This window comes from Citrobacter sp. Cf118 (assembly GCF_030334095.1).
In the GTDB taxonomy this organism is placed as follows: Bacteria; Pseudomonadota; Gammaproteobacteria; order Enterobacterales; family Enterobacteriaceae; genus Citrobacter; species Citrobacter freundii.
In genome coordinates this window covers 132,414-157,171 of sequence record NZ_JAOWES010000082.1, presented here as the reverse complement: position 1 = coordinate 157,171, position 24,758 = coordinate 132,414, and the positions used below count along the sequence as shown (strand labels likewise).

At 46.1% G+C, this 24,758-nt stretch carries 23 protein-coding genes and 1 pseudogene; 11 read left to right on the top strand and 13 right to left on the bottom strand.

Translation table 11 applies throughout. The features are described 5' to 3' along the window. Window positions 1-12 precede the first annotated feature (12 nt). Complete coding sequence (locus OGX67_RS10415; protein ID WP_226807665.1) at window positions 13-450, top strand: hypothetical protein; 438 nt, start codon at window positions 13-15, stop codon at window positions 448-450. 72 nt (window positions 451-522) lie between these two features. Here OGX67_RS10415 and OGX67_RS10410 read toward each other — a convergent pair whose 3' ends face one another. Further along, window positions 523-1,239 carry a YebC/PmpR family DNA-binding transcriptional regulator gene (locus OGX67_RS10410; protein ID WP_003020658.1) on the bottom strand — a complete coding sequence of 239 codons (717 nt, stop codon included), beginning with the start codon at window positions 1,237-1,239 and terminating at the stop codon, window positions 523-525. 568 nt (window positions 1,240-1,807) lie between these two features. Next, entirely contained in the window at window positions 1,808-2,446 is a 639-nt protein-coding gene (gene ompW / locus OGX67_RS10405; RefSeq protein ID WP_003833354.1) for an outer membrane protein OmpW, read from the bottom strand. Between the two features lie 283 nt (window positions 2,447-2,729). Here ompW and OGX67_RS10400 point away from each other — a divergent pair. The 4 genes and pseudogenes from OGX67_RS10400 to yciA all read left to right on the top strand — a co-directional run. Further along, window positions 2,730-2,816, top strand: a pseudogene (locus OGX67_RS10400) (YkgJ family cysteine cluster protein); the annotation flags it as partial. A gap of 28 nt (window positions 2,817-2,844) precedes the next feature. Further along, window positions 2,845-3,588: a YciC family protein gene (locus OGX67_RS10395; protein ID WP_003020663.1), complete on the top strand. Its 744-nt coding sequence runs from the start codon at window positions 2,845-2,847 to the stop codon at window positions 3,586-3,588. Between the two features lie 54 nt (window positions 3,589-3,642). After that, the gene (locus tag OGX67_RS10390) at window positions 3,643-4,182 is read left to right on the top strand and encodes a septation protein A (RefSeq protein ID WP_003020667.1); all 540 of its coding nucleotides are present in this window, start codon (window positions 3,643-3,645) and stop codon (window positions 4,180-4,182) included. 165 nt (window positions 4,183-4,347) lie between these two features. After that, window positions 4,348-4,749 carry an acyl-CoA thioester hydrolase YciA gene (gene yciA, locus OGX67_RS10385; RefSeq protein ID WP_003020670.1) on the top strand — a complete coding sequence of 134 codons (402 nt, stop codon included), beginning with the start codon at window positions 4,348-4,350 and terminating at the stop codon, window positions 4,747-4,749. 64 nt (window positions 4,750-4,813) lie between these two features. Here the strand turns inward: yciA and tonB are convergent, their stop codons facing one another. After that, the gene (tonB, locus tag OGX67_RS10380; protein ID WP_257651151.1) at window positions 4,814-5,542 is read right to left on the bottom strand and encodes a TonB system transport protein TonB; all 729 of its coding nucleotides are present in this window, start codon (window positions 5,540-5,542) and stop codon (window positions 4,814-4,816) included. 215 nt (window positions 5,543-5,757) lie between these two features. Between tonB and OGX67_RS10375 the strand changes: the two genes are divergently transcribed. Further along, window positions 5,758-6,054 (top strand): YciI family protein, encoded by a 297-nt coding sequence (locus tag OGX67_RS10375; protein ID WP_003020675.1) that lies wholly within the window; start codon window positions 5,758-5,760, stop codon window positions 6,052-6,054. A 270-nt stretch (window positions 6,055-6,324) separates the two neighbouring features. Here OGX67_RS10375 and OGX67_RS10370 read toward each other — a convergent pair whose 3' ends face one another. Continuing rightward, a complete protein-coding gene (locus tag OGX67_RS10370; RefSeq protein ID WP_257651150.1) occupies window positions 6,325-7,419 on the bottom strand; it encodes an alginate O-acetyltransferase AlgX-related protein in 1,095 nt (364 codons plus the stop codon). An 11-nt stretch (window positions 7,420-7,430) separates the two neighbouring features. After that, window positions 7,431-8,660 carry an MBOAT family O-acyltransferase gene (locus OGX67_RS10365; RefSeq protein WP_286526446.1) on the bottom strand — a complete coding sequence of 410 codons (1,230 nt, stop codon included), beginning with the start codon at window positions 8,658-8,660 and terminating at the stop codon, window positions 7,431-7,433. A 579-nt stretch (window positions 8,661-9,239) separates the two neighbouring features. Between OGX67_RS10365 and OGX67_RS10360 the strand changes: the two genes are divergently transcribed. Next, the gene (locus OGX67_RS10360) at window positions 9,240-9,509 is read left to right on the top strand and encodes an acyltransferase family protein (protein ID WP_307876133.1); all 270 of its coding nucleotides are present in this window, start codon (window positions 9,240-9,242) and stop codon (window positions 9,507-9,509) included. Then, window positions 9,509-11,170, top strand: a complete 1,662-nt coding sequence (locus OGX67_RS10355) for an acyltransferase family protein (protein WP_257651148.1) — start codon at window positions 9,509-9,511, stop codon at window positions 11,168-11,170. The genes OGX67_RS10360 and OGX67_RS10355 overlap by 1 nt, the downstream gene beginning before the upstream one ends. 106 nt (window positions 11,171-11,276) lie before the next feature. On the opposite strand, the gene OGX67_RS10350 is transcribed toward OGX67_RS10355, so the two are convergent. Beyond that, on the bottom strand, window positions 11,277-11,450 hold the full coding sequence (locus OGX67_RS10350; protein WP_003020684.1) for a YciY family protein: 174 nt from the start codon (window positions 11,448-11,450) through the stop codon (window positions 11,277-11,279). 142 nt (window positions 11,451-11,592) lie between these two features. Between OGX67_RS10350 and cls the strand changes: the two genes are divergently transcribed. After that, window positions 11,593-13,053: a cardiolipin synthase gene (cls, locus tag OGX67_RS10345; RefSeq protein ID WP_003020687.1), complete on the top strand. Its 1,461-nt coding sequence runs from the start codon at window positions 11,593-11,595 to the stop codon at window positions 13,051-13,053. 34 nt (window positions 13,054-13,087) lie between these two features. Continuing rightward, window positions 13,088-13,417, top strand: coding sequence for an HI1450 family dsDNA-mimic protein (locus OGX67_RS10340; RefSeq protein WP_003020691.1), 330 nt, complete (start codon window positions 13,088-13,090; stop codon window positions 13,415-13,417). A gap of 37 nt (window positions 13,418-13,454) precedes the next feature. Here the strand turns inward: OGX67_RS10340 and OGX67_RS10335 are convergent, their stop codons facing one another. From OGX67_RS10335 to ychE, 7 genes are all read right to left on the bottom strand, one after another. After that, on the bottom strand, window positions 13,455-14,291 hold the full coding sequence (locus OGX67_RS10335; RefSeq protein ID WP_003020693.1) for an ion transporter: 837 nt from the start codon (window positions 14,289-14,291) through the stop codon (window positions 13,455-13,457). Window positions 14,292-14,336: 45 nt separating this feature from the next. Further along, complete coding sequence (gene oppF / locus OGX67_RS10330; RefSeq protein WP_003020696.1) at window positions 14,337-15,341, bottom strand: murein tripeptide/oligopeptide ABC transporter ATP-binding protein OppF; 1,005 nt, start codon at window positions 15,339-15,341, stop codon at window positions 14,337-14,339. Continuing rightward, window positions 15,338-16,351, bottom strand: coding sequence for a murein tripeptide/oligopeptide ABC transporter ATP-binding protein OppD (oppD, locus tag OGX67_RS10325; protein ID WP_003020699.1), 1,014 nt, complete (start codon window positions 16,349-16,351; stop codon window positions 15,338-15,340). Before oppD ends, oppF begins: the two co-directional genes overlap by 4 nt. Before the next feature lie 11 nt (window positions 16,352-16,362). Continuing rightward, complete coding sequence (gene oppC / locus OGX67_RS10320) at window positions 16,363-17,271, bottom strand: oligopeptide ABC transporter permease OppC (RefSeq protein ID WP_003020701.1); 909 nt, start codon at window positions 17,269-17,271, stop codon at window positions 16,363-16,365. 14 nt (window positions 17,272-17,285) lie between these two features. Continuing rightward, entirely contained in the window at window positions 17,286-18,206 is a 921-nt protein-coding gene (oppB, locus tag OGX67_RS10315) for an oligopeptide ABC transporter permease OppB (RefSeq protein ID WP_003020708.1), read from the bottom strand. Window positions 18,207-18,328: 122 nt separating this feature from the next. Then, window positions 18,329-19,960: an oligopeptide ABC transporter substrate-binding protein OppA gene (oppA, locus tag OGX67_RS10310; RefSeq protein ID WP_003020712.1), complete on the bottom strand. Its 1,632-nt coding sequence runs from the start codon at window positions 19,958-19,960 to the stop codon at window positions 18,329-18,331. A 769-nt stretch (window positions 19,961-20,729) separates the two neighbouring features. Then, window positions 20,730-21,377, bottom strand: a complete 648-nt coding sequence (ychE, locus tag OGX67_RS10305) for an NAAT family transporter YchE (protein ID WP_003020714.1) — start codon at window positions 21,375-21,377, stop codon at window positions 20,730-20,732. 487 nt (window positions 21,378-21,864) lie between these two features. Between ychE and adhE the strand changes: the two genes are divergently transcribed. Beyond that, entirely contained in the window at window positions 21,865-24,543 is a 2,679-nt protein-coding gene (gene adhE, locus OGX67_RS10300; RefSeq protein ID WP_003020717.1) for a bifunctional acetaldehyde-CoA/alcohol dehydrogenase, read from the top strand. The last annotated feature ends 215 nt before the right edge of the window (window positions 24,544-24,758 follow it).

Genomic DNA, 24,758 nt, shown 5'->3' with positions numbered 1-24,758 from the left:
TTGAGACATCTATTGATTAAATTAGTTATGTTAAGCGTTGGATTTTTAAGCGCTGGGGACATACTGGCAAATACTCCGGAACAGGTAATCACCGCTTTCCAGAGGGATTATAAATATTGGAATGACCAGTCATTTCAGAGAAATCAGAACTACGGAAAGCAAGAAGTTATGCTCCTGGCCCAGAAGGGTTGGAATGAGCTTTTGAATAAATATACAAAACCTGGTTTTCAGGGCGAGCCTATAGCTTTTGGTTCTGAGTCTAGTCATGATCCTGAGCAAGAGAACATCATATCGGTTCAGATTACTGAAAAAGTAGCGACCGTGACGACCAGATTATCGAGGCAGTATTATTCACCTATTTATGAATATCAATTATCCAAAGAGAATGATACCTGGTACCTATCTCAGATATTTTTAGTTGATGATGATGGAAAATATCCGAGTTTGTAATAAATAGTGCACTCATTACAACCTTATGAGTTAAAAAAATCTGCCATAATGACAGATTTCTTTAATCTATCATTAGAGATTTGCAACGTTATGATATACTTTTTGAACATCATCGTCATCTTCAAGAGCATCAACAAGCCCTGCAAAGACTTCTAAATCTTCTGGTGAAAGTTCAATTTCTGATTGAGCAATCATTTCTAATTCTGTGGTTGAGAACTCAGTAATTCCTGCAGCTTTTAGAGCTGCAATGCCTTTGTGAAGATCTGTAGATTCAGTATAAATAACGATGTTTCCTTCTTCCTCGGTTACATCACGAACATCTACTTCAGCATTAAGTAGAATTTCAAAAATATGGTCAGGGTCTGTCCCTTCAAATACAATTACTCCGGTATTGTCAAACATATAGCTGACAGAACCCGCCGCTCCGATATTCCCGCCTTTTTTATTAAAAATTGAGCGGACATTAGCAATCGTACGGTTAACGTTTGAAGTCAATGTTTCAGCGATAATCAGTGAGCCACTGGGACCAAAGCCTTCATAACGCCCTTGCACGAATGTTTCATCGCTGCCGCCTTTGGCTTTATCAATGGCTTTATCAATAACGTGTTTTGGAACCTGCGCTTGTTTCGCACGTTCAATAACGAATTTTAAAGATGTATTTAATTCTGGGTCTGGTTCGCCTTGTTTAGCAGCAGCATAAATTTCTACACCGAATTTTGCATATACATTAGACGTTGCACCGTCTTTAGCTGTTTTTTTAGCAACAATATTTGCCCACTTACGTCCCACTGGAATGATCTCCTCGAAAATTCATTTACATTATTGAATGGTAAATAATCTGCCATCACATTATATCATGATGTATAAACATTAGTCCATGAAAAATAAAATATCCAAATTTTACGATATGTTACTTTAATTTTATCAATAGGTAACATTTTGGATAAGTTATCCCCTTATTATCTGCAGGTTCTTTTTTGTACGTAATAAATGAGCCGCAGCAATAATGCATAAGAGAATAGAAACAAAAGCGATATTCCAGATAAACACACAGGCTATTAAAGTTACCGCGGTACTGCTTAAAGAGAGCGCTACAAGTCATCTTGCACAGCGCCTTATTTGATAGTGTGTTCGTTTAGTACCGGGACAAGATACTTAGCCTATATTTACTCCACCACTACAACAAAGGGAAATGCTAAATGGGTGGAACGGTACAACCAGCATCTCTGACTGATGCGTTCAGAAGCACACGTGACTCAGTTGACTACGGCTGGTCAAAACAACAATACGCGTGGAAAAGAATAGAAAAAACTGGTCATTTGATGACCAGTTTTGCAGAGGAGTTTTGCAGAAGAACTTAAAAACGATAACCCGCAGAGAACATAAACACCCACGGATCGAGGCGTACACTGTCGCGCTGCTGGACGCCACCCATTTTATAGCTTGCAGTGGTGTCGATATCCATGTACCAGACCGACATGTTAATCAGCCAGTCGCGGTTAATCAGATAGTCCATACCGACTTGCCCTGCTGCACCCCAGGAATCTTTCAGGCTCAGGTCCGATAATCCTGTTTCTTTACCGTTATCGTTAAAGCCTTCATCGAAGAAGGTCGTGTAGTTCACACCAACACCTACGTACGGACGCAGTTTACTGCTGGAGTCACCGAAGTACCACTGTGCCATTAACGTCGGCGGCAAATGATGTACGGTGGCAATATCACCCGTTGCTGCAGTGCCAATTTTATGGCGGAACGGCGTAGCCGCCAGTAATTCAACACCGATATTGTCGGTTGCCATGTAGGTAAATGTCAGACCCAACTGCGTGTTATTGCTGACATCAAAGCCACCTAAGCTGCCCAGCGTACCACCTGCACCTTCCGTCGGTCTGACGGTGGCTGAACCTGCACGAATAAAGAACTCTCCAGCTTCATGCGCAAATGCGTTACCAGAGAGAAGAGTTGTTAAAGCCAATGCTGCAACTGTTAATTTTTTCATGTCCGCTCCATCGTTATGGTTATAAAAGCGGAATGAATATACCCACATTGGAGTAATAAATGATCTAACATAGATCACATTGACTTTGATAATTTAACATTTATTGATCCAGATTAAGTTAGAACTTGCATTCAAAATCCTGGTTAAATTAATTCAGATCAATTTTGATATATTTTCAATGTGCAAGTACCTCCAACTCATTGCTGATGGGTGATGGTTATCTGCACGCGATGCGCAGATAACAAACAGCGTTCATGCACGACGCTGAAGTCATAGCCAAAAATTACCGCAGCTTTACAAAGATATGCTTTTCCATACATCGCGCGATGCTGCCACTGTAGAGTTATCCAGGGTACAATTGCCCGCAAATGAACACCTGCAAAACTCAAGGAGAGTGCATGTCTATCACGGCGAAATCCGTTTACCGTGACACGGGAAACTTTTTCCGTAATCAATTCATTACCATCTTGCTGGTATCGTTGTTGTGCGCGTTTATCACAGTGGTGTTAGGGCATGCCTTTTCCCCCACTGACGCACAAATTGCGCAACTCAGTGAAGGCGATCAGTTAACCAGCAGCGTGGGGTTGTTCGATCTGGTGCAAAACATGACCCCGGAGCAACAGCAAATTTTGCTACGCGCTTCCGCGGCGTCTACGTTTTCCGGTCTGATTGGTAATGCAATCCTTGCCGGTGGTGTCATCCTGATGATTCAGCTGATTTCAGCAGGTCATCGGGTCAGCGCATTACGTGCCATCGGCGCCAGTGCGCCAGTGTTGCCAAAGCTGTTTATTCTGATTTTTTTGACTACTCTGCTGGTGCAAATCGGTATTATGCTGGTTGTTGTTCCCGGTATTCTGCTGGCCATCCTGCTGGCACTCGCACCTGTGATGTTGGTACAGGACAAAATGGGTGTCTTTGCCGCGATGCGCAACAGTATGCGTCTGGCGTGGTCGAATATGCGACTGGTTGCGCCGGCAGTAATCGGTTGGTTGCTGGCAAAAACGCTGCTGTTGCTTTTTGCGCCAAGTTTTGCAGTACTTACGCCGAATGTAGGCGCGGTATTGGCGAATACGCTGAGCAATATGATCTCCGCGGTGTTGCTGATCTATTTGTTCCGCCTGTACATGCTGATTCGCCAATAAACCCTGAACGCATTCCGGGCTTGTACCCGGTGCTTTTGATGACGGAATCGAAGAATGAAGCAGTTTCTTGATTTTTTACCGCTGGTTGTCTTTTTTGCTTTTTATAAGCTTTACGACATCTATGCGGCGACCTCGGCGCTGATTGTCGCGACGGCTGTAGTGTTGATTTACAGCTGGGTTCGCTATCGCAAGGTCGAGAAGATGGCGTTAATCACCTTTGTCCTGGTGGCCGTATTTGGTGGCCTGACTATTTTTTTCCACAACGATGAATTCATTAAGTGGAAAGTAACGGTGATTTACGGGCTGTTTGCTGGTGCATTGCTGGTAAGCCAGTGGGTGATGAAAAAGCCGCTGATCCAGCGCATGTTAGGTAAAGAACTGACCCTGCCGCAGCCAGTGTGGTCGAAACTAAATCTAGCCTGGGCAGTCTTTTTCATCCTGTGTGGTCTGGCGAATATCTATATTGCATTTTGGCTACCGCAGAACATTTGGGTCAACTTCAAAGTGTTCGGCCTGACCGCCCTGACTTTATTCTTTACGCTGCTGAGTGGAGTCTATATTTACCGTCATCTGCCGCAAGAAGATAAATCGTAATACATGCTCGCCAGATCTGCGGATCTGGCGAATTTTTATCCCCTCGCGTTCCATAGAGCTGACAACCTGACTTACATCTGCTCTGCATGCCGCATCCCCTCTGTTCTCGACGCACAAATTCTAGTAGCATCGCGCCTGTAATCTTTCTCTATAGTCGGTTCTACAATGACAACAACGAATAACACTCCCCAGGGTGAACTGGTTTTACGCACTCTGGCCATGCCTGCCGATACCAACGCGAACGGTGATATTTTTGGCGGCTGGCTGATGTCACAAATGGATATAGGTGGCGCGATTCAGGCCAAAGAGATCGCACATGGTCGTGTGGTAACTGTGCGGGTTGAAGGAATGAGCTTTTTGCGCCCGGTCGCCGTAGGTGATGTAGTGTGTTGCTATGCTCGCTGTGTGAAACGCGGGACAACCTCAATCAGCATCAATATTGAAGTTTGGGTGAAGAAAGTCGCTTCTGAACCTATTGGTCAGCGTTATAAGGCCACCGAAGCTCTGTTTATCTACGTTGCCGTTGATAAAGACGGGAAACCGCGTCCAATCCCCACGTTGGCCTGATAGCACACGCCAGTAATGCTATCCGGCAATCATCACTCTTGATCATTGCCGGACGGCCTGATGCTTACTCGATCTGCGTTGTGCCGTTTAATTTGAAAACAATATTTACCACGAGTCCGGAACCGGGTTTACCTGCTTCATAACGCCATCTACGCATCGCGTTTTTCACTTCACGCTCAAACATATTGGCAGGCTGCGCAGACAGGATCTCCACATTTTCAACCCGACCATCCGGCGTTACGTTAAATTTGACCTTTACCCGCCCTTCAATGCGCAGCGCCTGAGCTCGCGCCGGATACTGAGGCTGATTACGGCTTAAAGCACGTGGACCCGATGGCGCACTGACCACCGGTTTGCTGGTAGTTGCCGGCGCGGTATTGGTCATTGTGCGCGTAGGTGCCGTATTTTCCAGCGGGGAGGCCAGGCGCGGTTCTGCTGGTTTAACATCGCGTTTCGGCTGTTCTTCCACCTTTTTCACCGGTTTTGGCTTTGGTTTAGGCTTAGGCTTCGGTTTTTCAATCACCACCGGCGCCTCTTTTGGTGGCTCTGGAATCGGCTCTGGTTCCGGTTCAGGCTCGACAACGGGTTCCGGCGGCGGCTGAACGGCCTGAGGTGGTTCGAGATCGGCAGGCGCGACCATCGTGACAGAGATCGGCTGCGCTGGCGCAGGCAGTTCAATAACCTGATGTACCGAGGTATACAGCAAACCAGCCACTACGGCACCATGAATGCCGACAGACAGTAACGTTGGCCAGGGAAAGCGACGAGGTAAATCAAGGGTCATTGAAGTCATAATCGTTTCAGTAAAAAAACCAGGCCCTGATTTTAAATGCAAATAGCAATCATATTCAATAAGCCCGTGGCGGTAACTGACATTTAGAACACGATTTTATGATAAAAAACCACTTTCAGAGTATGGCCTTAACATATCAGTTATCTTTCCGTTGCAGTTGTTAGGCCTTTCCAATAACGTTATTAACGACTTTTACCGTTCAAGGAGTTCTACCCGTGCTGTATGTTATTTACGCCCAAGATATCGCAGACTCTCTCGAAAAACGTCTTTCCGTGCGCCCTGCTCATCTGGCTCGCCTGCAACTCCTTCATGACGAAGGTCGTTTGCTCACGGCGGGCCCCATGCCAGCGGTCGATAGTAACGATCCCGGTGCGGCGGGTTTTACCGGCTCGACGGTGATTGCCGAATTTGAATCTTTGGAGGCGGCACAGGCGTGGGCGGAAGCCGATCCGTATGTTGCAGCGGGCGTTTATGCTCAGGTTTCAGTAAAACCGTATAAGAAAGTATTTTAATAACAAAAAAATATTTATTACTCATTATGTTAGTGTAAATACAATCAAAAATACATTAATCGAGGGCGCATTTAGGTACGGATGAATCTAAATGCCCTCTCTCCGCTACGCTCCTCGATCTCAACCTGACACTTGACTGGAGTTTCCTTGCAGGGCGCTTTTCACAGTCAAAGCCACCGCTAATTGATGCATGGTCCAAAACTGCAACTGATCTCCCCTCTGAAAACTATCAAGCTTAAAGGGGGAAGTTCACAAAGCGGGTTAAGCTTGTTACCCCCAAGATGGAGGCGTGGTAAAGAAACTTGTCAATGCATCACGCTCAACAACTGTAATGATGACATAATCAGGTTTGAATGATTCGACCATGTCCTTCATCATCCTCGGAGTCACTCTCCCATGATGAATTTGAAGAGTTTCTTTAAATTCTCGAGACATAAATGGAGACATTGCATTACCGAAAGAATCTCTTAACCAAAGAACTTTTTTATTGCTCAGAGCATTATCTGAAACAATTAATGTAGGTACTGTCGGTGCCTCAATCGCAATAAGTTTTTCATGTGCGATGGTATTACCAGTAGTGTAGTCTATTTTATCAACATTCAATCCATTGATTTCAGGGGATTTTATGTCAACTTTAATGTCTCTTATTTTGTTCGTTCTGAGGAATGCGGCAAGGTCACCAGGAGTACCATTAGACACGTTAAAATCACTCTCATTAAACTCCTTAGTCCATTCCATTTCAGAATTATCCATTACATGACGTAAAAGATTAAAAACCACTGATGAACCATAATGATTCCAGTGAGTATCTGTATAGAAATACAATGGAACTGAAGATGCTTTCTTTGCCTCTAGCATTGGTGTAAGAGTATCAATATAGATATCTTTATTATCATTAATTATTCTTCTGATTATTGGACTTTTAGAATGTTGATCCCAACCAGGAAGCATATCTGTATAAATCGAATCTTTATCTGGACCAATTGTTACAATGAATTTTTTAACCCCATGCTGCTGAAGATATTCCTTCCAGGAATGCATCGTGTCATGCAATGATTTAACTGTCGCTTCGTTTGATGAATTAACACCATCTCTTTTAGCAATCAACGTATTCGCATATCCATTACCCAGAAAAAGCCATCCATTCTTTCCAACCAAAACTTTATTTGGTTCAACAGATATACCTGCTAAATATGCCAGATATCCTACTTCGCCTTCGGTAGAATCCATGTTATACAATGACTTCATATTTTCCAGTAATGTGGGCTTGGTGAATAACGAACTATTAGCCACTAAATTATATGCTGGCAAAATAAGCATAAGCACTGCAGTGCTGATTACAAATATATATGTTTTTACTTTCATAATCACCACCATTAAAAGTTAAAATAAAGAAATACAGGACTGGTCGTATGGAGAGTCATATACAGGCCCATAACCATAACAATGCTGAGCGTTAGCACCTTTACCATGCTGTGCTTTCTTGCTTTGACAATCTCAAGCGAATTCCTGCATGACACAATACCGAATGCACAAGCTATCGCAGCGAACTGAATTGCATACCCCACAATACCAACCGGGAAAATCGTCAGCAATTTGTCAGCCAGCATGCCCAATGCTGACATATTTGTAATTGGTATATTAACTAAAGAAATATTGTGCGCTGACTGCATATTAAACATCGCAGTTATTATATTCAATGCATCCTGCATGGTATGAGCTCTGAAAAAAACCCATGCGATATGCACATATAAAAATGTTATAAACCATGCTAAAGGTTTATACATTACCCCCCCAAATTTGGACCATGCTCTGTGCACAACCAGTGCAATCCCATGCATAGCCCCCCAAATGATAAACATCCAACTGGCTCCATGCCAAAGCCCACCAATTACAAAGGTGATGAATAAGTTAAAATATGTTCTTGAGACTGAGCATCGGTTTCCTCCTAGCGGGATATATAAATAATCACGCAGGTATCTACCCAAGGTAATATGCCATCTACGCCAGAAGTCCTGAATATTAAGTGCTTTATATGGAGAGTTAAAGTTTATAGGCAACCAAATGTTGAATAGCAATGCTCCGCCAACTGCCATATCACAGTATCCACTAAAGTCAAAATAAAGCTGAAATGTGTATGACAAACTAGTTACCCAAGCACTATAAAAATCATGCTGAGTTCCGACCACATAACCGATTTCCGCCCATTGAGCGAAGGTATCTGCTATAATGGCCTTCTTAAAGAGGCCGATCCCAAAAATCATCAAGCCCATTAAAATATTATTGTAATTAACTGGTACGGTCTTTAATGATTTAAACTGCGACATCATCTCTTTATGATGAAGAATGGGGCCTGCAATTAGATGAGGGAAAAACGTAACAAACAACGAGTAATTTACAAGATCATATTCCTTTGCCGTTCCTTTATAACTATCCACAAGAAATGCTATCTGCGTAAACGTGTAGAAACTTATACCAATAGGTAATATTATTCCTTCAATATGCAAGTGTTCGCCAGTTATAACATTAATGTTATCCAGGAAAAAGTTCATATATTTATAATAACAAAGCACCACCAGGTTGGCGATAATGCCAACTGTTAGCATTATCTTTTTCCTTTTTGCCCCTTTTGCCAACTGGACGCCAAGGCTATAGTTAACAATTATAGAACCAAGCATCAAGGGAAGATAATTCAGACTCCAATAACTATAAAAATACAAGCTAGCTATAACAAGCCATAACTTAGCAAAGTATAAAAATTTATATTTATTTAGTAGAAAATAAACAAAAAAAGTTATCGGCAGAAACGCAAATATGAATTCTGGGGAGCTGAAAATCATTGTTCAAAATCCGACCAAAAAAGTAAAAATGAATTCTAGCATAGCAGATCGCAAGAATCATCTTATGTTTACGAAGGTACGAACATGCTCTCAATGTAGATGGCTATCAACAGAACGCAGAAAAATCAACCTTTAAGCAATAAAAATGCAGCATTCTGACAGATTTTCCCGCTGCTTCTACAGCTCTCTACTCCAGTACTGGCAAGGAAGTCTGCTGATATCCTGCTATCTCATGAGTTCCACATTTGTGAACCACTGATATGAGGAGTTCTCTCCAGTTAGTAGTTGATATTAATCAATTGAGTGGTAACATTCAGCACATCGATACCATAAGTGATTATACAGATGTTAAAGTACAGACCTGATATTGATGGACTGCGCGCCTTAGCGGTGATGTTGGTAGTATTATACCATGCAAAATTCCCTGTCAGTGGGGGATTCTTAGGGGTAGATATTTTTTTTGTTATCTCCGGATATCTGATAACAACGATTATCTATAAAGAAAGCAGAAATAAAAAATTCTCTTTTCTTAATTTTTATAAACGTAGAATAAAAAGATTATTACCTGCATTCATTTTCCTTCTGGCAGTATTATTTATTGCAAATTATATTTGATGCCTGATGAGTTAATATCATTTTCTAAAAGTGCTGTTTACTCATTACTCGGCGTGAGCAATTTTTATTTTTATAGTGGCACAGGGTATTTTAATACAACGACATATGAACCACTTCTTCACACATGGTCCCTGTCTGTTGAAGAACAGTTCTATGTAATATGGCCTTTTATTGTATTTTTACTCGCAAGACACGCCGGAAAAAAGAAAGCACTTGCTATATCGGGGATATTGTTTGCTGTATTTCTTGGCGTATCTCAGTACGGTGCAATAAATTATAAAACAGCCGCCTATCTCTTGCTGCCGTTCCGTTTTTTTGAGTTAATGTCAGGTGCTCTTCTGGCAATCCATAGAGATACTATTTCAAAATATCTTCGAAATGGTTCAACGCTGTCTCTTGTTGGTGTCCTGCTTATCATTATAAGTGCAATGGTTATCAATTCGGACATGCCTTTTCCTGGCGTAACTGCATTGCCAGCATGTCTTGGTTCTGTAATGCTACTTGCGGCAGGTGACTCCCCAAAAAACTTTATTTCTAAAGTGTTTTCATGGACTCCCGTGGTCTATATAGGGAGAATATCTTATTCACTTTATTTGTGGCACTGGCCGATTCTTATACTTGCCGAATATCGAGGTATTGATCTCACACCTACTAACGCTGCAGGGCTTATAGTCGTGGCAATCATTATGGCAAGTGTGAGTTATCATTTCATCGAAAAACCCTTTAGAAAAGACACAATAAATTCTTTTTCGAAAGCATTTATTATACTTTATTCCATTCCATTGCTATTTTCTCTAGGCTACGCGAAATATATCACCAGTAATGATGGATTTCGCGAAAGCAGTTTTTCTCTGGTCGCTGAACTGGAAGGAAAAAACGCTTCCAATATCATGAGACCTAATTGTATTGACAAACTTTTCATAGGCAATGTTAGCCAATGTTATCTGGGTGTAAAAAAAGAAGATGCTGACGGCGTCCTGTTAGGTGATTCATTTGCAAATGCATATTCCTATTTTGTAGATATTCTCGCGAAGGATGCTGGGCTTACGATTAATGATACAGCATATAGTTCCACTCCGGTAATTTCAGGAATTTTTATGCAAGATGTCAGAAATAAACTATCTGACATTGATGCGCAGCTAATAATGAACTACACCAAGCATCGATTAGAATATGCTGCAACGCGTAAACTTGCAATTATCTCAGTCTTTTGGGATCAATACGGACCGCAAAATAACCTTTTTCGCGTATACAATGAGACAGGTGATGTGTCCGACAATGCGTATCAAATGCAAGTTGATTCCATTAAATATCTACTATCACACAATGTTAAGGTTTATATATTGGCGAGGCCGTTTGACTTAATCGGTGCTTCAGCCATTAACAAGCTCCGACAGATTAAACTCAGGCATGGCGATGCTGCTGGCGAACAGTACGCTTATGGAGTGCCTAAAGCTGAAAGAATTGAGTATCGTCTTAAAAAGGAGTTTCCACAAATTACGCTCATCGACCCTAATGACGTTCTGTGTTCGAATGGGAAGTGTAAGTCGGTTATTAACGACACTATAATATTTAGAACTGATGGTGCTCACTTGAATGCCGTGGGAGCTAAAGAAATTGGGATTGAGTATTTAAAAAGCCATGGAAATCCATTGAGGTAGAAAGGTATGCTCATCAATATGAGAAATGAATTGCAATAGAAAATAGCGTTGAGAAACAGAACAAAAAGCTGTGACATTGGGCACCGCCAGCGGTGCCCTTTTGGGATCAGATGCTGTGGATCGCAAACAGCAACGAGTTGCGTTGATGGTTGAGAATGCACTTTCTGATAGTGTGGATACGCATATTACGACGCGATTGTCCTTCAAGCCAACGTGCTTTACGGCGGCTAGCCTGACGCAGCATCCGCCAGCGTCCCACTTCCGTTCTACTACGCTTCATGTTTACTACTCTTTCAGTCACTGAGTGGCCATTATAACGCCACACCGAATGCAGACCAGCGGTTTTCCCGTGTTTTTATTTGCCAGATTAATCCTGATGCGTAAACTCTTAACAATACGCTTTCAAAAGGATTTTTAAATTTATGACAACCTTCTACACCGTGGTGAGTTGGCTGGTCATTCTGGGTTACTGGGTACTCATTGCTGGCGTAACATTACGCATTCTAATGAAACGACGCGCAGTGCCCTCCGCAATGGCCTGGCTTTTGATCATCTATATTCTGCCATTGGTAGGGATCATTGCTTATCTGTCCTTCGGTGAGCTCCACCTGGGTAAACGCCGCGCCGAACGCGCCCGGGCAATGTGGCCGTCAACGGCCAAGTGGCTGAACGATCTTAAAGCCTGTAAGCATATTTTTGCGCAGGAAAACAGCAGCGTCGCCTCCTCCTTATTTAAACTGTGCGAGCGTCGTCAAGGAATCGCCGGCGTTAAGGGTAATCAGCTGCAGCTGCTCACCAGTTCAGATGACGTGATGCAGGCGCTGATCCGCGATATTCAGCTGGCGCGCCACAACATCGAAATGGTGTTCTACATATGGCAGCCAGGCGGTATGGCCGATCAGGTAGCCGAGTCGTTAATGGCTGCCGCGAGGCGTGGCATTCACTGTCGCCTGATGCTGGACTCCGCCGGCAGCGTGGCGTTCTTCCGCAGCCCTTGGGCGGCGATGATGCGTAACGCAGGTATCGAGGTTGTAGAAGCGCTGAAGGTGAACCTGATGCGCGTATTTTTACGCCGTATGGATCTGCGTCAGCACCGCAAAATGATCATGATCGACAACTACATTGCGTATACCGGCAGCATGAACATGGTCGATCCGCGCTTCTTCAAACAAGATGCAGGCGTTGGGCAATGGGTTGATTTAATGGCAAGAATGGAAGGCCCGGTAGCCACCGCTATGGGCATCGTCTATTCTTGCGACTGGGAAATTGAGACCGGAAAGCGCATTTTGCCCCCGCCGCCGGACGTCAATATCATGCCGTTTGAGCAGGCCAGCGGGCACACCATTCACACAATTGCCTCGGGTCCTGGTTTCCCAGAAGACTTGATTCATCAGGCGCTGTTAACCGCAGCTTATTCAGCGCGCGAATATTTAATTATGACCACGCCTTACTTTGTTCCCAGCGACGATTTGCTGCATGCAATTTGTACGGCAGCGCAGCGTGGGGTCGACGTCAGTATCATTCTTCCACGTAAGAATGATTCCCTGCTGGTTGGCTGGGCAAGCCGGGCCTTTTTCACTGAGTTGCTGGCAGCTGGCGTTAAAATTTATCAGTTCGAAGGCGGCCTGCTGCACACCAAGAGCGTACTGGTCGATGGCGAGCTGAGCCTGGTCGGTACCGTTAACCTGGATATGCGCAGTCTATGGCTCAATTTTGAAATCACGCTGGTCATTGACGATGCTGGATTCGGCGGCGATCTCGCCGCCGTGCAGGATGATTATATTTCGCGTTCCCGCCTGCTTGATGCCCGTTTGTGGGTAAAACGACCACTCTGGCAGCGGATAGCAGAGCGACTGTTTTACTTCTTTAGTCCGTTGCTGTAAAACGTGCCCATCAGACAGTAAACAGGTAGTCATTATGGATATGGATTTGAACAATCGCCTGACCGAAGACGAAACGCTTGAGCAGGCTTACGACATTTTTCTCGAACTGGCTGCGGATAACCTCGACCCGGCAGATATCATTCTGTTCAATTTGCAGTTTGAAGAACGCGGCGGTGCCGAGTTATTCGATCCGGCAGAAGACTGGCAGGAGCATGTTGATTTTGACCTGAACCCTGATTTCTTTGCCGAAGTGGTGATTGGTCTGGCAGATACAGAAGACGGTGAGATTAACGATATTTTTGCGCGCGTTTTATTATGTCGCGAAAAAGATCATAAGCTCTGCCATATTCTCTGGCGCGAATAATCAAACAAAAAAGCTGCTCTCGCAGCTTTTTTTATTTTTAGCCCGGTAGTTTGCTTCCGCAACGGTTACAAAACTGCGCGCTATGTTCGTGCTGCGCCTGCTGACACTGGGGACATTTTCGTTGGTGCCCGCGATGCTGGAACGCACTGCTCATGTGCGTGGTAATCAATCCCGTCGGTATCGCAATCACCGAGTAACCAATCAGGATAAGCACGGACGCCACCATGCGCCCCAACGGAGTGTGCGGCGTAATATCGCCATAGCCGACGGTGGTTACAGTAACAATCGCCCAATACACTGACGCATTCAGCGTAGTAAATCCATATTTTGGCCCTTCAATCAGATACATCATCGCACCAAAAACCACCATCAGAATGGCGATAAAGGAATAGAATAACATCAGCTGATGTCGGGCACTTTTTAACGCATTCCAGAACACCCGTAGAGAAGGCATAAAGCGCAACAGCTTGAGAATACGCAGGACGCGCAGGACACGCATCGCCCGCCAGGCGAAAACATAACTCAGACTGATTTCCGGCCATAGCCACATCACATACAGCGGCAGAATGGTGGCAAGGTCAACTATCCCCCAGAAACTAAACACATATTTGGCGGGATTGGCCCAACAGCATAAGCGCAGAAGATATTCGAGAGTAAAAACCAGAGTAATAAAGATCTCCAGCCAGACAAAAACGCGCCATTCCTCAAAGGTTAAATGGTATTGCGTCCCTACTCCGGACTCAATGAAGATAACAATGACGCTGAGCAAGGCGAATAGCGCGCACATACCTTCAAAGCGACGCCCTGAACGGGTGTTTAAATCGAATAATTTGCGAAAGAGCGCGCGGCGGACAGAAGAGACTAAACCTGGCACAGATACCTCACCAAAAAAAGGGCTGACTTTTGTCAGCCCTCGGAATTATAGCGGGTCTACTTTCAGGCAGGAAACTGCGTGTCGGAAACTTCCTTCGAGAACCGGGCGCGTTTTTGCGCATTCCGGCCCTGCAATCGGGCAGCGCGTACGGAACACGCAACCGGAAGGAGGGTTAATCGGGGACGGTAACTCGCCTTCCAGCAACTGGATAACCTTGTTCCTTTCCTGATCCGGATCGGGGATCGGCACCGCAGACATCAGCGCTTTGGTATAAGGATGCAGCGGGTTATGGTACACCTCGTCATAGGTCCCTAATTCCACCGCATGTCCGAGATACATAACCAGCACACGGTCGGAGATATGTTTAACCACCGCGAGGTCGTGGGCAATGAAGATTAACGATAATCCCATTTCTCGCTGAAGTTGTTGCAGCAGGTTAACCACCTGGGCCTGGATTGACACGTCCAGCGCCGAAACGGGTTCATCGCAGATAATCAACTTCGGTTCGAGGATCAGCGCGCGGGCAATACCAATACGCTGACACTGGCCACCTGAAAACTCATGTGGGTAGCGGTTAATCAGGTTGGGCAGTAATCCTACCTTCATCATCATCGCTTTCACACGATCGCGGACTTCCTGACCAGGAAGATTCGGATGATAAGTTCGCAGCGGTTCGGCAATGATTTCACCAATGGTCATGCGCGGGTTTAACGATGCCAGCGGATCCTGGAAAATCATCTGGATATCACTGCGTACTTCCCGCCACTCATCGGGTTTCATGCCGAGTAAATCTTTACCCAGCCAGGCAACCTTTCCATCGGTGGCCTTCACCAGGCCGATAATCGCACGGGCAAAGGTCGATTTCCCGCAGCCTGATTCACCGACCACGCCCAGGGTTTCGCCCTCATACAGTCGCAGGGTTACGCCATCAACTGCCTTCAGGGTTTTAGATGGTTGCCAGAACCACTGTTTGCCATCTTTAATATCGAAATGGACTTTAAGGTCAGCAATCTCAAGGAGCACTTTACGTTGTTCGGTTACCGCATTCATACCAGTTCCTCCACCGGCTTAAAGCAGGCGCGCAAACGGCCTGGACTAAATTCCTCCAGTGGCGGAGCACTGCTACAGATTTCCATCGCATGCGGGCAACGCGGCTGGAATGGACAGCCTTTTGGCAGACGCAGCAGGTTCGGTGGGTTGCCCGGGATCGTGAGCATCTCTTCCCCTTCTGCATCCAGACGAGGTACGGCATTCAGCAAACCAATCGAATACGGATGAACGGGCTTATAAAAGACATCCCGCGCACTGCCGTATTCCATCGTACGACCGGCGTACATCACCAGAACTTTATCGCAAATACCGGCAACAACCCCCAGATCGTGGGTGATCATGATAATCGCGGTGTTGAATTCGCTTTTCAGTTCATTCAGCAGCGTCATGATTTGCGCCTGTACCGTCACATCGAGCGCAGTGGTCGGTTCATCGGCTATCAGTAATTTGGGCCTGCACAGCAACGCCATAGCGATCATAACGCGCTGACGCATACCACCGGAGAATTCATGCGGATACATTTTCATGCGCTTACGCGCTTCCGGCATTTTCACCGCATCCAGCATTCTGACCGACTCTTCAAAAGCTTCCGCTTTGCCCATGCCTTTATGCAGCATCAGAACTTCCATCAACTGCTCCCCGACCCGCATGTACGGATTGAGAGACGTCATCGGGTCCTGGAAAATCATCGAGATTTGCTCGGCGCGCAGTTTGTTCAGTTCACGTTCCGGTAAGTTCAGAATTTCACGTCCGTTGAACGTTGCGGAGCCCCCGATACGACCATTAGCCGCCAGCAGGCCCATCAGGGCAAAGGCCGTTTGCGATTTACCTGAACCGGATTCTCCGACAATACCCAGCGTTTCTCCAGCTCGCAGAGAAAAGTTTAAATCGTTGACCGCAGTTACATCGCCGTCGGGGGTAGCGAACGTCACACGCAAATCTTTTACGTTCAGCAGTGCGTTAGCCTGTTGTTGCGCGAGCGGCGCGGTTGAGGTTTCAATTACGCTCATGGCTGCACTCCTTAACGGTCTTTCGGGTCGAGGGCATCACGCAAGCCATCGCCAATAAAGTTAAAACAGAACAAAGTGACCACCAGGAAACCTGCCGGAAACAGCAGCAGCCATGGTGAGACTTCCATTGAGTTGGCACCATCACTGAGCAGAGCGCCCCAGCTACTTAACGGCTCCTGCGTACCTAATCCCAAAAAGCTCAGGAAGGATTCAAACAGGATCATGCTCGGCACCAGCAATGAAGCGTATACCACCACCACACCCAGCACGTTCGGCACAATATGGCGGATAACGATACGCACGGTAGACACCCCACCCACTTGCGCCGCTTCAATAAACTCTTTGCGCTTGAGGCTCAGCGTTTGTCCACGCACGATACGCGCCATATCCAGCCAGGAGACCATCCCGATAGCGACAAAAATCAGCAGGATATTTTGCCCAAAGAAGGTGACCAGCAGGATCACGAAGAACATGAACGGGAAGGAGTTGAGAATTTCCAGCAGACGCATCATCACCGAGTCGATTTTTCCGCCGAGGTAGCCCGACAGAGAACCGTACAGCGTACCGACAACCACCGCGACCAACGCCGCCGCAATGCCGACCATTAGCGAGATGCGCCCGCCAATCGCCACGCGCACCAACAGGTCGCGTCCCGACGAGTCAGTACCGAAATAGTGGCCTGATTCCGTATCCGGCGCGCTGGACATCATGCCCCAGTCAGTATCGAAGTAGGTAAACTGCGACAGCATCGGCGCGAGCGTCACGAACAGCGCAATAATTACCAGCACCACCAGGCTTGCTACCGCAGCTCGGTTATGCATAAAGCGTCGACGCGCGTCCTGCCACAGGCTGCGGCCTTCGACCTCCAGCTTTTCACTGAAATTCTCCAGCGCTTCGCTGTTTTTCTTACTTAACATCATAGCGAGCTCCAGTATCAGTAACGAATTTTCGGGTCGATAACGGCATAAAGCACATCGACAATCGCGTTAAACACGATGGTCAGAGTACCCACCAGTATGGTCAGACTCAGAACCAGCGAATAGTCGCGGTTTAACGCGCCGTTGACGAACAATTGACCAATGCCCGGCAAACCATAGATGGTTTCAATAACCATCGAACCGGTGATAATGCCGACAAATGCCGGTCCCATATAGGACAGCACTGGCAACAGCGCAGGTTTTAACGCATGGCGGAAAATAATCCGCCGCATCGGCAACCCTTTGGCGCGCGCGGTACGAATAAAGTTAGAGTGCAGCACTTCAATCATCGAACCGCGAGTAATACGAGCGATACTGGCGATGTAGGCCAGTGACAAGGCCACCATTGGTAGGATCATAAATTTCAACGCCCCACCGTTCCAGCCCCCGCCGGGCAGCCATTTCAAGGTTATGGCAAATATCATGACCAATAAGGGAGCGACCACGAAACTGGGGATAACTACCCCAGTCATTGCCACCCCCATCACCGTGTAATCCCAACGTGTATTTTGCTTCAGCGCGGCTATCACCCCGGCGCTAACGCCGACGAGTACCGCCAGAATAAAGGCTGCCGCACCCAGCTTCGCAGAAACCGGAAAACTCGAAGCAACGAGGTCGTTAACCGTGTAGTCTTTATATTTAAAGGATGGTCCAAAATCGCCATGCGCCAGCTGTTTCAGATAGCTGAAGTACTGCGTCGAGATAGGATCGTTAAGATGATATTTCGCTTCAATATTCGCCAGCACCTCTGGCGGTAACGCGCGTTCCCCGGTGAATGGGCTTCCGGGCGCAAGGCGCATCATAAAGAATGAAATCGTAATAAGAATAAACAGCGTCGGAATCGCTTCCAGACAGCGACGTAATATGAATTTTAACATTGCCCGTACCTTCTGGCGTGTGCCTTTATACCTCTTTAACCCCGACGTTCAGGTAAAGCGGTATTAATAGTTCGAAGAAAAAAGACACTGTGGGGCAAAAATGATTGCCCCACGTCTTGCCATTAATGCTTGATAATATACAAGTCTTTAACGTGGATATTATCCATCGGGTCTTTACCGGAGTATCCGCCAACCCATGGTTTCACCAGGCGGGCATTAACATAGTAATAAACCGGTACAATCGCAGAATCTTTATCCAGCTGCTGTTCCGCTTTCGAATACAGTTCACTGCGCTGCGCTTCATCCGTCACTTTCAGCGTATCCGCAATCAGCTTATCAAATGCCGGGCTCTTATAGTGGACGGTATTATTGGAGCTGTCGGACAGCACCATATTCAGGAAGGACGTCGGTTCGTTATAGTCCGCACACCAGCCCGCACGTGAAACATCATAGTTGCCCTGATGGCGCGTATCGAGGAACGTTTTCCATTCCTGGTTTTCCAGCTTCACATTAGCACCCAGATTTTTCTTCCAGATAGATGCCGCTGCAATAGCCAGCTTCTTATGCAGGTCTGAAGTGTTATACAGCAGGTCAAAGGTCAGCGGTTTCTCAGCGGTATATCCGGCCTCAGCCAGCAGTTTCTTCGCTTCTTCATTACGTTTTTCCTGAGACCACTTGAACCACTCTGGCTCAACCAGTTTTGCGCCATCGGTGTATGGAGGAGTAAAGCTATACGCCGGCAGGTCACCCTGGTTTTTCACTTTATTGACGATAATGTCACGATCCAACGCCAGCTTCAGGGCGGTACGAACACGAACATCGTTGAACGGTGCTTTCTGGTTGTTGATTTCGTAATAATAGGTGCACAGATACGGGTCAACGTGGACTTCGTTCGGGATCTCTTTTTTCAGTTTCTGGAATAACTCAATCGGCATGTTGTTATAGGTCATGTCGATTTCACCGCTGCGATAGCGGTTAACGTCAGTCACTTCAGAAGAAATAGGTAGGTAGGTTACCTGGTTAATAACCGTTTTGGCGTTGTCCCAATAGTTGGTATTACGCTCAAGCACAATGCGTTCGTTCACAACCCAGTCTTTCAGTTTATACGCACCGTTAGTAACGATGTTAGCGGGCTGGGTCCACTTCTCGCCGAATTTTTCAACAGCAGCTCTAGGAACTGGTGAAACGGAAGAGTGCACAAGCAGTTTGTAGAAATAAGGAACAGGTTCGCTGAGGGTGACTTCAAAAGTATGATCGTCGAGAGCTTTTACGCCGAGATCGGTGATCGGTTTTTTACCGGCGATAATATCATCAATATTGACGATGTGACCGTACTGCAAATAACTGGCGTACGGTGATGCAGTATTTGGATTAGCCAAACGTTGCCAGCTATACACGAAATCTTGCGCGGTAACAGGCGTGCCGTCAGACCACTTAGCATCTTTACGCAGATGGAATGTCCAGACTTTAAAATCTTTATTTTCCCATTTTTCAGCCACGCCAGGCGATGGTTTGCCATCGACATCACTGATTAATAAACCTTCAAACAGGTCACGGTTAATGTTGGATTCAGGTACACCTTCGATTTTGTGGGGATCGAGTGACTGCACTTCCGAACCGTTATTACGCACCAGAGTCTGCTTTTCAGCAAGCTGCACACCCGCTGGCACTACTGCCGCCGTGGCAACATTTCCAGCGACTAGCGCAGTTAAGATCCCCGCAGCTACTAAACTTTTTTTAGTGATGTTAGTCATTGTGTTGTACTCCCTCATTATTATGGCTGGTTTTTTAACCAGACTGTTAATCCTGTCAGGATCACTGTACGGCACCGGAGATTTTCTGCCGTCAGGTCGTTTTTTGTTTTACTGCTTGCTATCACCGACTTTATTTATTCTGGCGGTTCGTATGACCGCCTTACGTCGATTATCTACGTGCCTCCCCTGCCGGAAACACGCTATTACCCTGTTGAGAGAAACTAACTGCAAATGATTCTCATCAACGTGAATTCTTCTGCATAATACCTGGCCGGAAAGTATCAAATGCGTTTCTTAACCGCCAATACATTTTACAAATTTGTTAACCAATTCTCTTTTATTGGAAATAAATCTCACAAAGAAAGTCTTACGAATGAAGGTTTTTTACAACAAATCCATAAAAAACAATAAATTACATCAAGCCAAGTGTTAACTACCCTGTCAGGTGTCAACACCACGTCAAAATGCACATAAATTTAACAATTGGCTATTAATTAGCACATTCAACTGAAAAAAATGCTGAAATAACTAATAACATTTCGATAATCCTTCAGCAAGCCCCAGAGTATGATGTTAATTAAATAACAGCGATATCAGGCTCTCTGGCAGATAGATGAGTGTTACATTCATAAAATTAATGAATAAACAAATGAATAACCATCAGCATTTTTTATTATCACTATGCTGATTTTCAACTTTAGTGAGAAGTTTTACTGATAATGAAATGAAACGGAGCCGGGACCGACTCCGTTTGTACAGAAGAGAGATATCAGGCCAGCAAACCAGGGAAAATGGATTTGATACCTGTAACAATGAATTCGATACCCAAGGCCATTAACAGTAGCCCCATAATACGCGTAATGACGTTGATGCCAGTTTGTCCCAACAGTCGTACCAGCCATGGCGCCATGCGAAACAGCCCCCAGCAGCACAGGGCAAACAGCGCAATCGCGACAAAAAAGCCAAACAGGTTAATCGCACTGTGATATCGCGTACCCCAAACAATAGTTGAGCTTATCGCCCCCGGGCCCGCCATCAACGGCAATGCCAACGGTACAACGCCGATACTCTCACGAATTGCAGTTTCTGATTTTTCCTGTTTGTTTTGTTTATCTTCCCCTAGTTTTCCGCTAATCATTGACATCGCAATAGTCACAACCAGAATGCCGCCGGCAATCCTGAACGAATCTATTGAGATACCGAAAAGTTGCAGAATACCATCACCAAGAAACAGAGAAGTCCACAGAATGATAGCGACCGACAGGTTTGCCGTAAGGTTGGTTTTGTTTCGCGCTGCAGCAGTTTGATAACTGGTCATACTGATAAAGACAGGGATGATCCCTACCGGGTTGACCAACGCAAATAACCCAATGAAAAATTTAAAATAGACAGGAAAATCAAATAGCGTTTGGATCACGGTTAGCTCCGAAGCGTTAGCCGGATAAAATGAGTCATAAAAATTGATAAAATCCGCGCTGAAGATACGCCTTTTGTCAGCATACTTCACCTTCTATCTTCGTATATCTACGTAAATACGCTACCAATACTCAGTGTTATTAATATGTATTAATTATGCTAACGTTATTAGCATTCATTACGTCAATTTATTAACACTTAACGAGAAACGCTAAAAGGGCCTGCTGAAAGGTGTCAGCTTTGCGAATTTTTGATCCAGATCACGCAATTACTACTCAGAAGTGAGTAATCTTGCTTACGCCACCTGGAGGTAACGCGTTAGAGTTAACTGGCACTAGCGTATAAGCTCTTTTAGTAAATCAAAGTAAAGTGGACGTTAATTAACCGTTTGATTTTCAAACCGTTACACAAATTTTCGTCGGTCTGTCTATACTCTCGTATCGAGCAGATGATTTACTAAAAAAGTTTAACATTATCAGGAGAGCATCATGGCTGTTACTAATGTCGCTGAACTTAACGCACTTGTAGAGCGCGTAAAAAAAGCCCAGCGTGAATATGCCAGTTTCACTCAAGAACAGGTTGACAAAATCTTCCGCGCCGCCGCTCTGGCTGCCGCAGACGCTCGAATCCCTCTCGCGAAAATGGCCGTTGCCGAATCCGGCATGGGTATTGTCGAAGATAAAGTGATCAAAAACCACTTTGCTTCTGAATACATTTACAACGCTTACAAAGATGAAAAAACCTGTGGTGTGCTGTCTGAAGACGACACTTTCGGTACCATTACCATTGCGGAACCAATTGGTATCATCTGCGGTATCGTTCCAACCACTAACCCAACTTCTACCGCTATCTTCAAATCGCTGATCAGCCTGAAGACCCGTAACGCCATCATCTTCTCTCCGCATCCGCGTGCAAAAGATGCAACTAACAAAGCAGCAGACATCGTTCTGCAAGCAGCAATCGCTGCTGGCGCACCGAAAGATCTGATCGGCTGGATCGATCAACCTTCCGTTGAACTGTCTAATGCGCTGATGCACCACCCGGACATCAACCTGATCCTTGCGACCGGTGGTCCAGGCATGGTTAAAGCGGCATACAGCTCCGGTAAACCGGCTATCGGCGTAGGCGCAGGTAACACCCCTGTTGTTATCGACGAAACCGCTGATATCAAACGTGCTGTTGCATCTGTTCTGATGTCTAAAACCTTCGATAACGGCGTAATCTGTGCTTCTGAGCAGTCTGTCGTCGTGGTTGACTCTGTATATGATGCAGTACGTGAGCGTTTTGCGACTCACGGCGGCTACATGCTGCAGGGCAAAGAGTTGAAAGCAGTCCAAGACGTTATCCTGAAAAATGGCGCGCTGAACGCAGCTATCGTTGGTCAGCCGGCATACAAGATTGCTGAACTGGCAGGCTTCTCCGTACCAGAAACCACTAAGATTCTGATCGGTGAAGTGACGGTTGTCGATGAAAGCGAACCGTTTGCTCATGAAAAACTGTCTCCGACGCTGGCAATGTACCGTGCGAAGGACTTCGAAGACGCAGTCATTAAAGCTGAAAAACTGGTTGCGATGGGCGGTATCGGTCATACCTCTTGCCTGTACACTGACCAGGACAACCAGCCAGAACGTGTTGCTTACTTCGGCCAGATGATGAAAACCGCACGTATCCTGATTAACACCCCAGCTTCTCAGGGTGGTATCGGTGACCTGTACAACTTCAAACTCGCACCTTCCCTGACTCTGGGTTGTGGTTCCTGGGGTGGTAACTCCATCTCTGAAAACGTTGGTCCTAAGCACCTGATCAACAAGAAAACCGTTGCTAAGCGAGCTGAAAACATGTTGTGGCACAAACTTCCGAAATCTATCTACTTCCGTCGTGGCTCTCTGCCAATCGCACTGGATGAAGTGATTACCGATGGTCACAAACGTGCGCTCATCGTGACCGACCGCTTCCTGTTCAACAACGGTTATGCAGACCAGATCACCTCCGTTCTGAAAGCTGCTGGCGTTGAAACCGAAGTGTTCTTTGAAGTTGAAGCTGACCCAACTCTGACCGTTGTTCGCAAAGGTGCTGAGCTGGCTAACTCCTTCAAACCAGACGTAATCATCGCGCTGGGCGGCGGTTCCCCGATGGACGCCGCGAAAATCATGTGGGTTATGTACGAGCACCCGGAAACTCACTTCGAAGAACTGGCGCTGCGCTTTATGGACATCCGTAAACGTATCTACAAGTTCCCGAAAATGGGTGTGAAAGCGAAGATGGTCGCCGTCACCACCACTTCCGGTACCGGCTCTGAAGTGACTCCGTTTGCGGTTGTTACTGACGATGCAACTGGGCAGAAATACCCGCTGGCAGACTATGCGCTGACTCCGGATATGGCGATTGTTGACGCCAACCTGGTGATGGATATGCCGAAGTCCCTGTGTGCGTTTGGTGGCCTCGATGCCGTCACTCACGCTCTGGAAGCTTACGTTTCCGTACTGGCTTCTGAGTTCTCCGACGGTCAGGCTCTGCAAGCGCTGAAACTGCTGAAAGAAAACCTGCCGGCGTCCTACCATGAAGGTTCTAAGAACCCGGTAGCACGTGAGCGTGTACACAGTGCAGCAACCATCGCCGGTATCGCGTTTGCTAACGCCTTCCTGGGTGTATGTCACTCAATGGCGCACAAACTGGGTTCTCAGTTCCACATTCCTCACGGTCTGGCGAACGCCCTGCTGATCAGCAACGTTATTCGTTATAACGCGAACGACAACCCGACTAAACAGACTGCATTCAGCCAGTACGACCGTCCGCAGGCACGCCGTCGCTACGCTGAAATCGCAGACCATCTGGGTCTGAGCGCACCGGGCGACCGTACTGCCGCGAAAATCCAGAAACTGCTGGGCTGGCTGGAAGAAATCAAAGCTGAGCTGGGTATTCCTAAGTCTATCCGTGAAGCTGGCGTTCAGGAAGCTGACTTCCTGGCACACGTGGACAAACTGTCTGAAGATGCGTTTGATGACCAGTGTACTGGTGCAAACCCACGTTACCCGCTGATTGCTGAACTGAAACAGATCCTGCTGGATACATACTACGGTCGTGAGTACAGCGAAGGCCAGACCACCGCTAAGACTGAAGCAGTAGCTGCACCGAAAGCAGAAAAGAAAGCGAAGAAATCCGCTTAATTTTCTCAGATAAGTTTTAGTTTCACTATAAACGGTCCCAGTTGGGACCGTTTTTTTTCGTCTTGTGTTATGAAAATTGAGTGCTCCCCAATTTAACCATGTGAATAGAATGGCACGGTAAGAGATGTATTCAGGAAGATGTGAGAATAGCCGTCAGAAGAGAGTCTGACAGGGTAGAGAATATTGACGAATGTCCCGGCCTACCCTGTATTTAT

Coding starts and splice junctions, on each gene's coding strand:
- ompW (WP_003833354.1), bottom strand. CDS start 2,446: ATGAAAAAATTAACAGTTGCAGCATTGGCTTTAACAACTCTTCTCTCT.
- OGX67_RS10395 (WP_003020663.1), top strand. CDS start 2,845: ATGTCTATCACGGCGAAATCCGTTTACCGTGACACGGGAAACTTTTTC.
- OGX67_RS10390 (WP_003020667.1), top strand. CDS start 3,643: ATGAAGCAGTTTCTTGATTTTTTACCGCTGGTTGTCTTTTTTGCTTTT.
- yciA (WP_003020670.1), top strand. CDS start 4,348: ATGACAACAACGAATAACACTCCCCAGGGTGAACTGGTTTTACGCACT.
- tonB (WP_257651151.1), bottom strand. CDS start 5,542: ATGACTTCAATGACCCTTGATTTACCTCGTCGCTTTCCCTGGCCAACG.
- OGX67_RS10370 (WP_257651150.1), bottom strand. CDS start 7,419: ATGAAAGTAAAAACATATATATTTGTAATCAGCACTGCAGTGCTTATG.
- OGX67_RS10365 (WP_286526446.1), bottom strand. CDS start 8,660: ATGCTAACAGTTGGCATTATCGCCAACCTGGTGGTGCTTTGTTATTAT.
- OGX67_RS10360 (WP_307876133.1), top strand. CDS start 9,240: ATGTTAAAGTACAGACCTGATATTGATGGACTGCGCGCCTTAGCGGTG.
- OGX67_RS10355 (WP_257651148.1), top strand. CDS start 9,509: ATGCCTGATGAGTTAATATCATTTTCTAAAAGTGCTGTTTACTCATTA.
- OGX67_RS10350 (WP_003020684.1), bottom strand. CDS start 11,450: ATGAAGCGTAGTAGAACGGAAGTGGGACGCTGGCGGATGCTGCGTCAG.
- cls (WP_003020687.1), top strand. CDS start 11,593: ATGACAACCTTCTACACCGTGGTGAGTTGGCTGGTCATTCTGGGTTAC.
- OGX67_RS10340 (WP_003020691.1), top strand. CDS start 13,088: ATGGATATGGATTTGAACAATCGCCTGACCGAAGACGAAACGCTTGAG.
- oppF (WP_003020696.1), bottom strand. CDS start 15,341: ATGAATGCGGTAACCGAACAACGTAAAGTGCTCCTTGAGATTGCTGAC.
- oppD (WP_003020699.1), bottom strand. CDS start 16,351: ATGAGCGTAATTGAAACCTCAACCGCGCCGCTCGCGCAACAACAGGCT.
- oppC (WP_003020701.1), bottom strand. CDS start 17,271: ATGATGTTAAGTAAGAAAAACAGCGAAGCGCTGGAGAATTTCAGTGAA.
- oppB (WP_003020708.1), bottom strand. CDS start 18,206: ATGTTAAAATTCATATTACGTCGCTGTCTGGAAGCGATTCCGACGCTG.
- oppA (WP_003020712.1), bottom strand. CDS start 19,960: ATGACTAACATCACTAAAAAAAGTTTAGTAGCTGCGGGGATCTTAACT.
- adhE (WP_003020717.1), top strand. CDS start 21,865: ATGGCTGTTACTAATGTCGCTGAACTTAACGCACTTGTAGAGCGCGTA.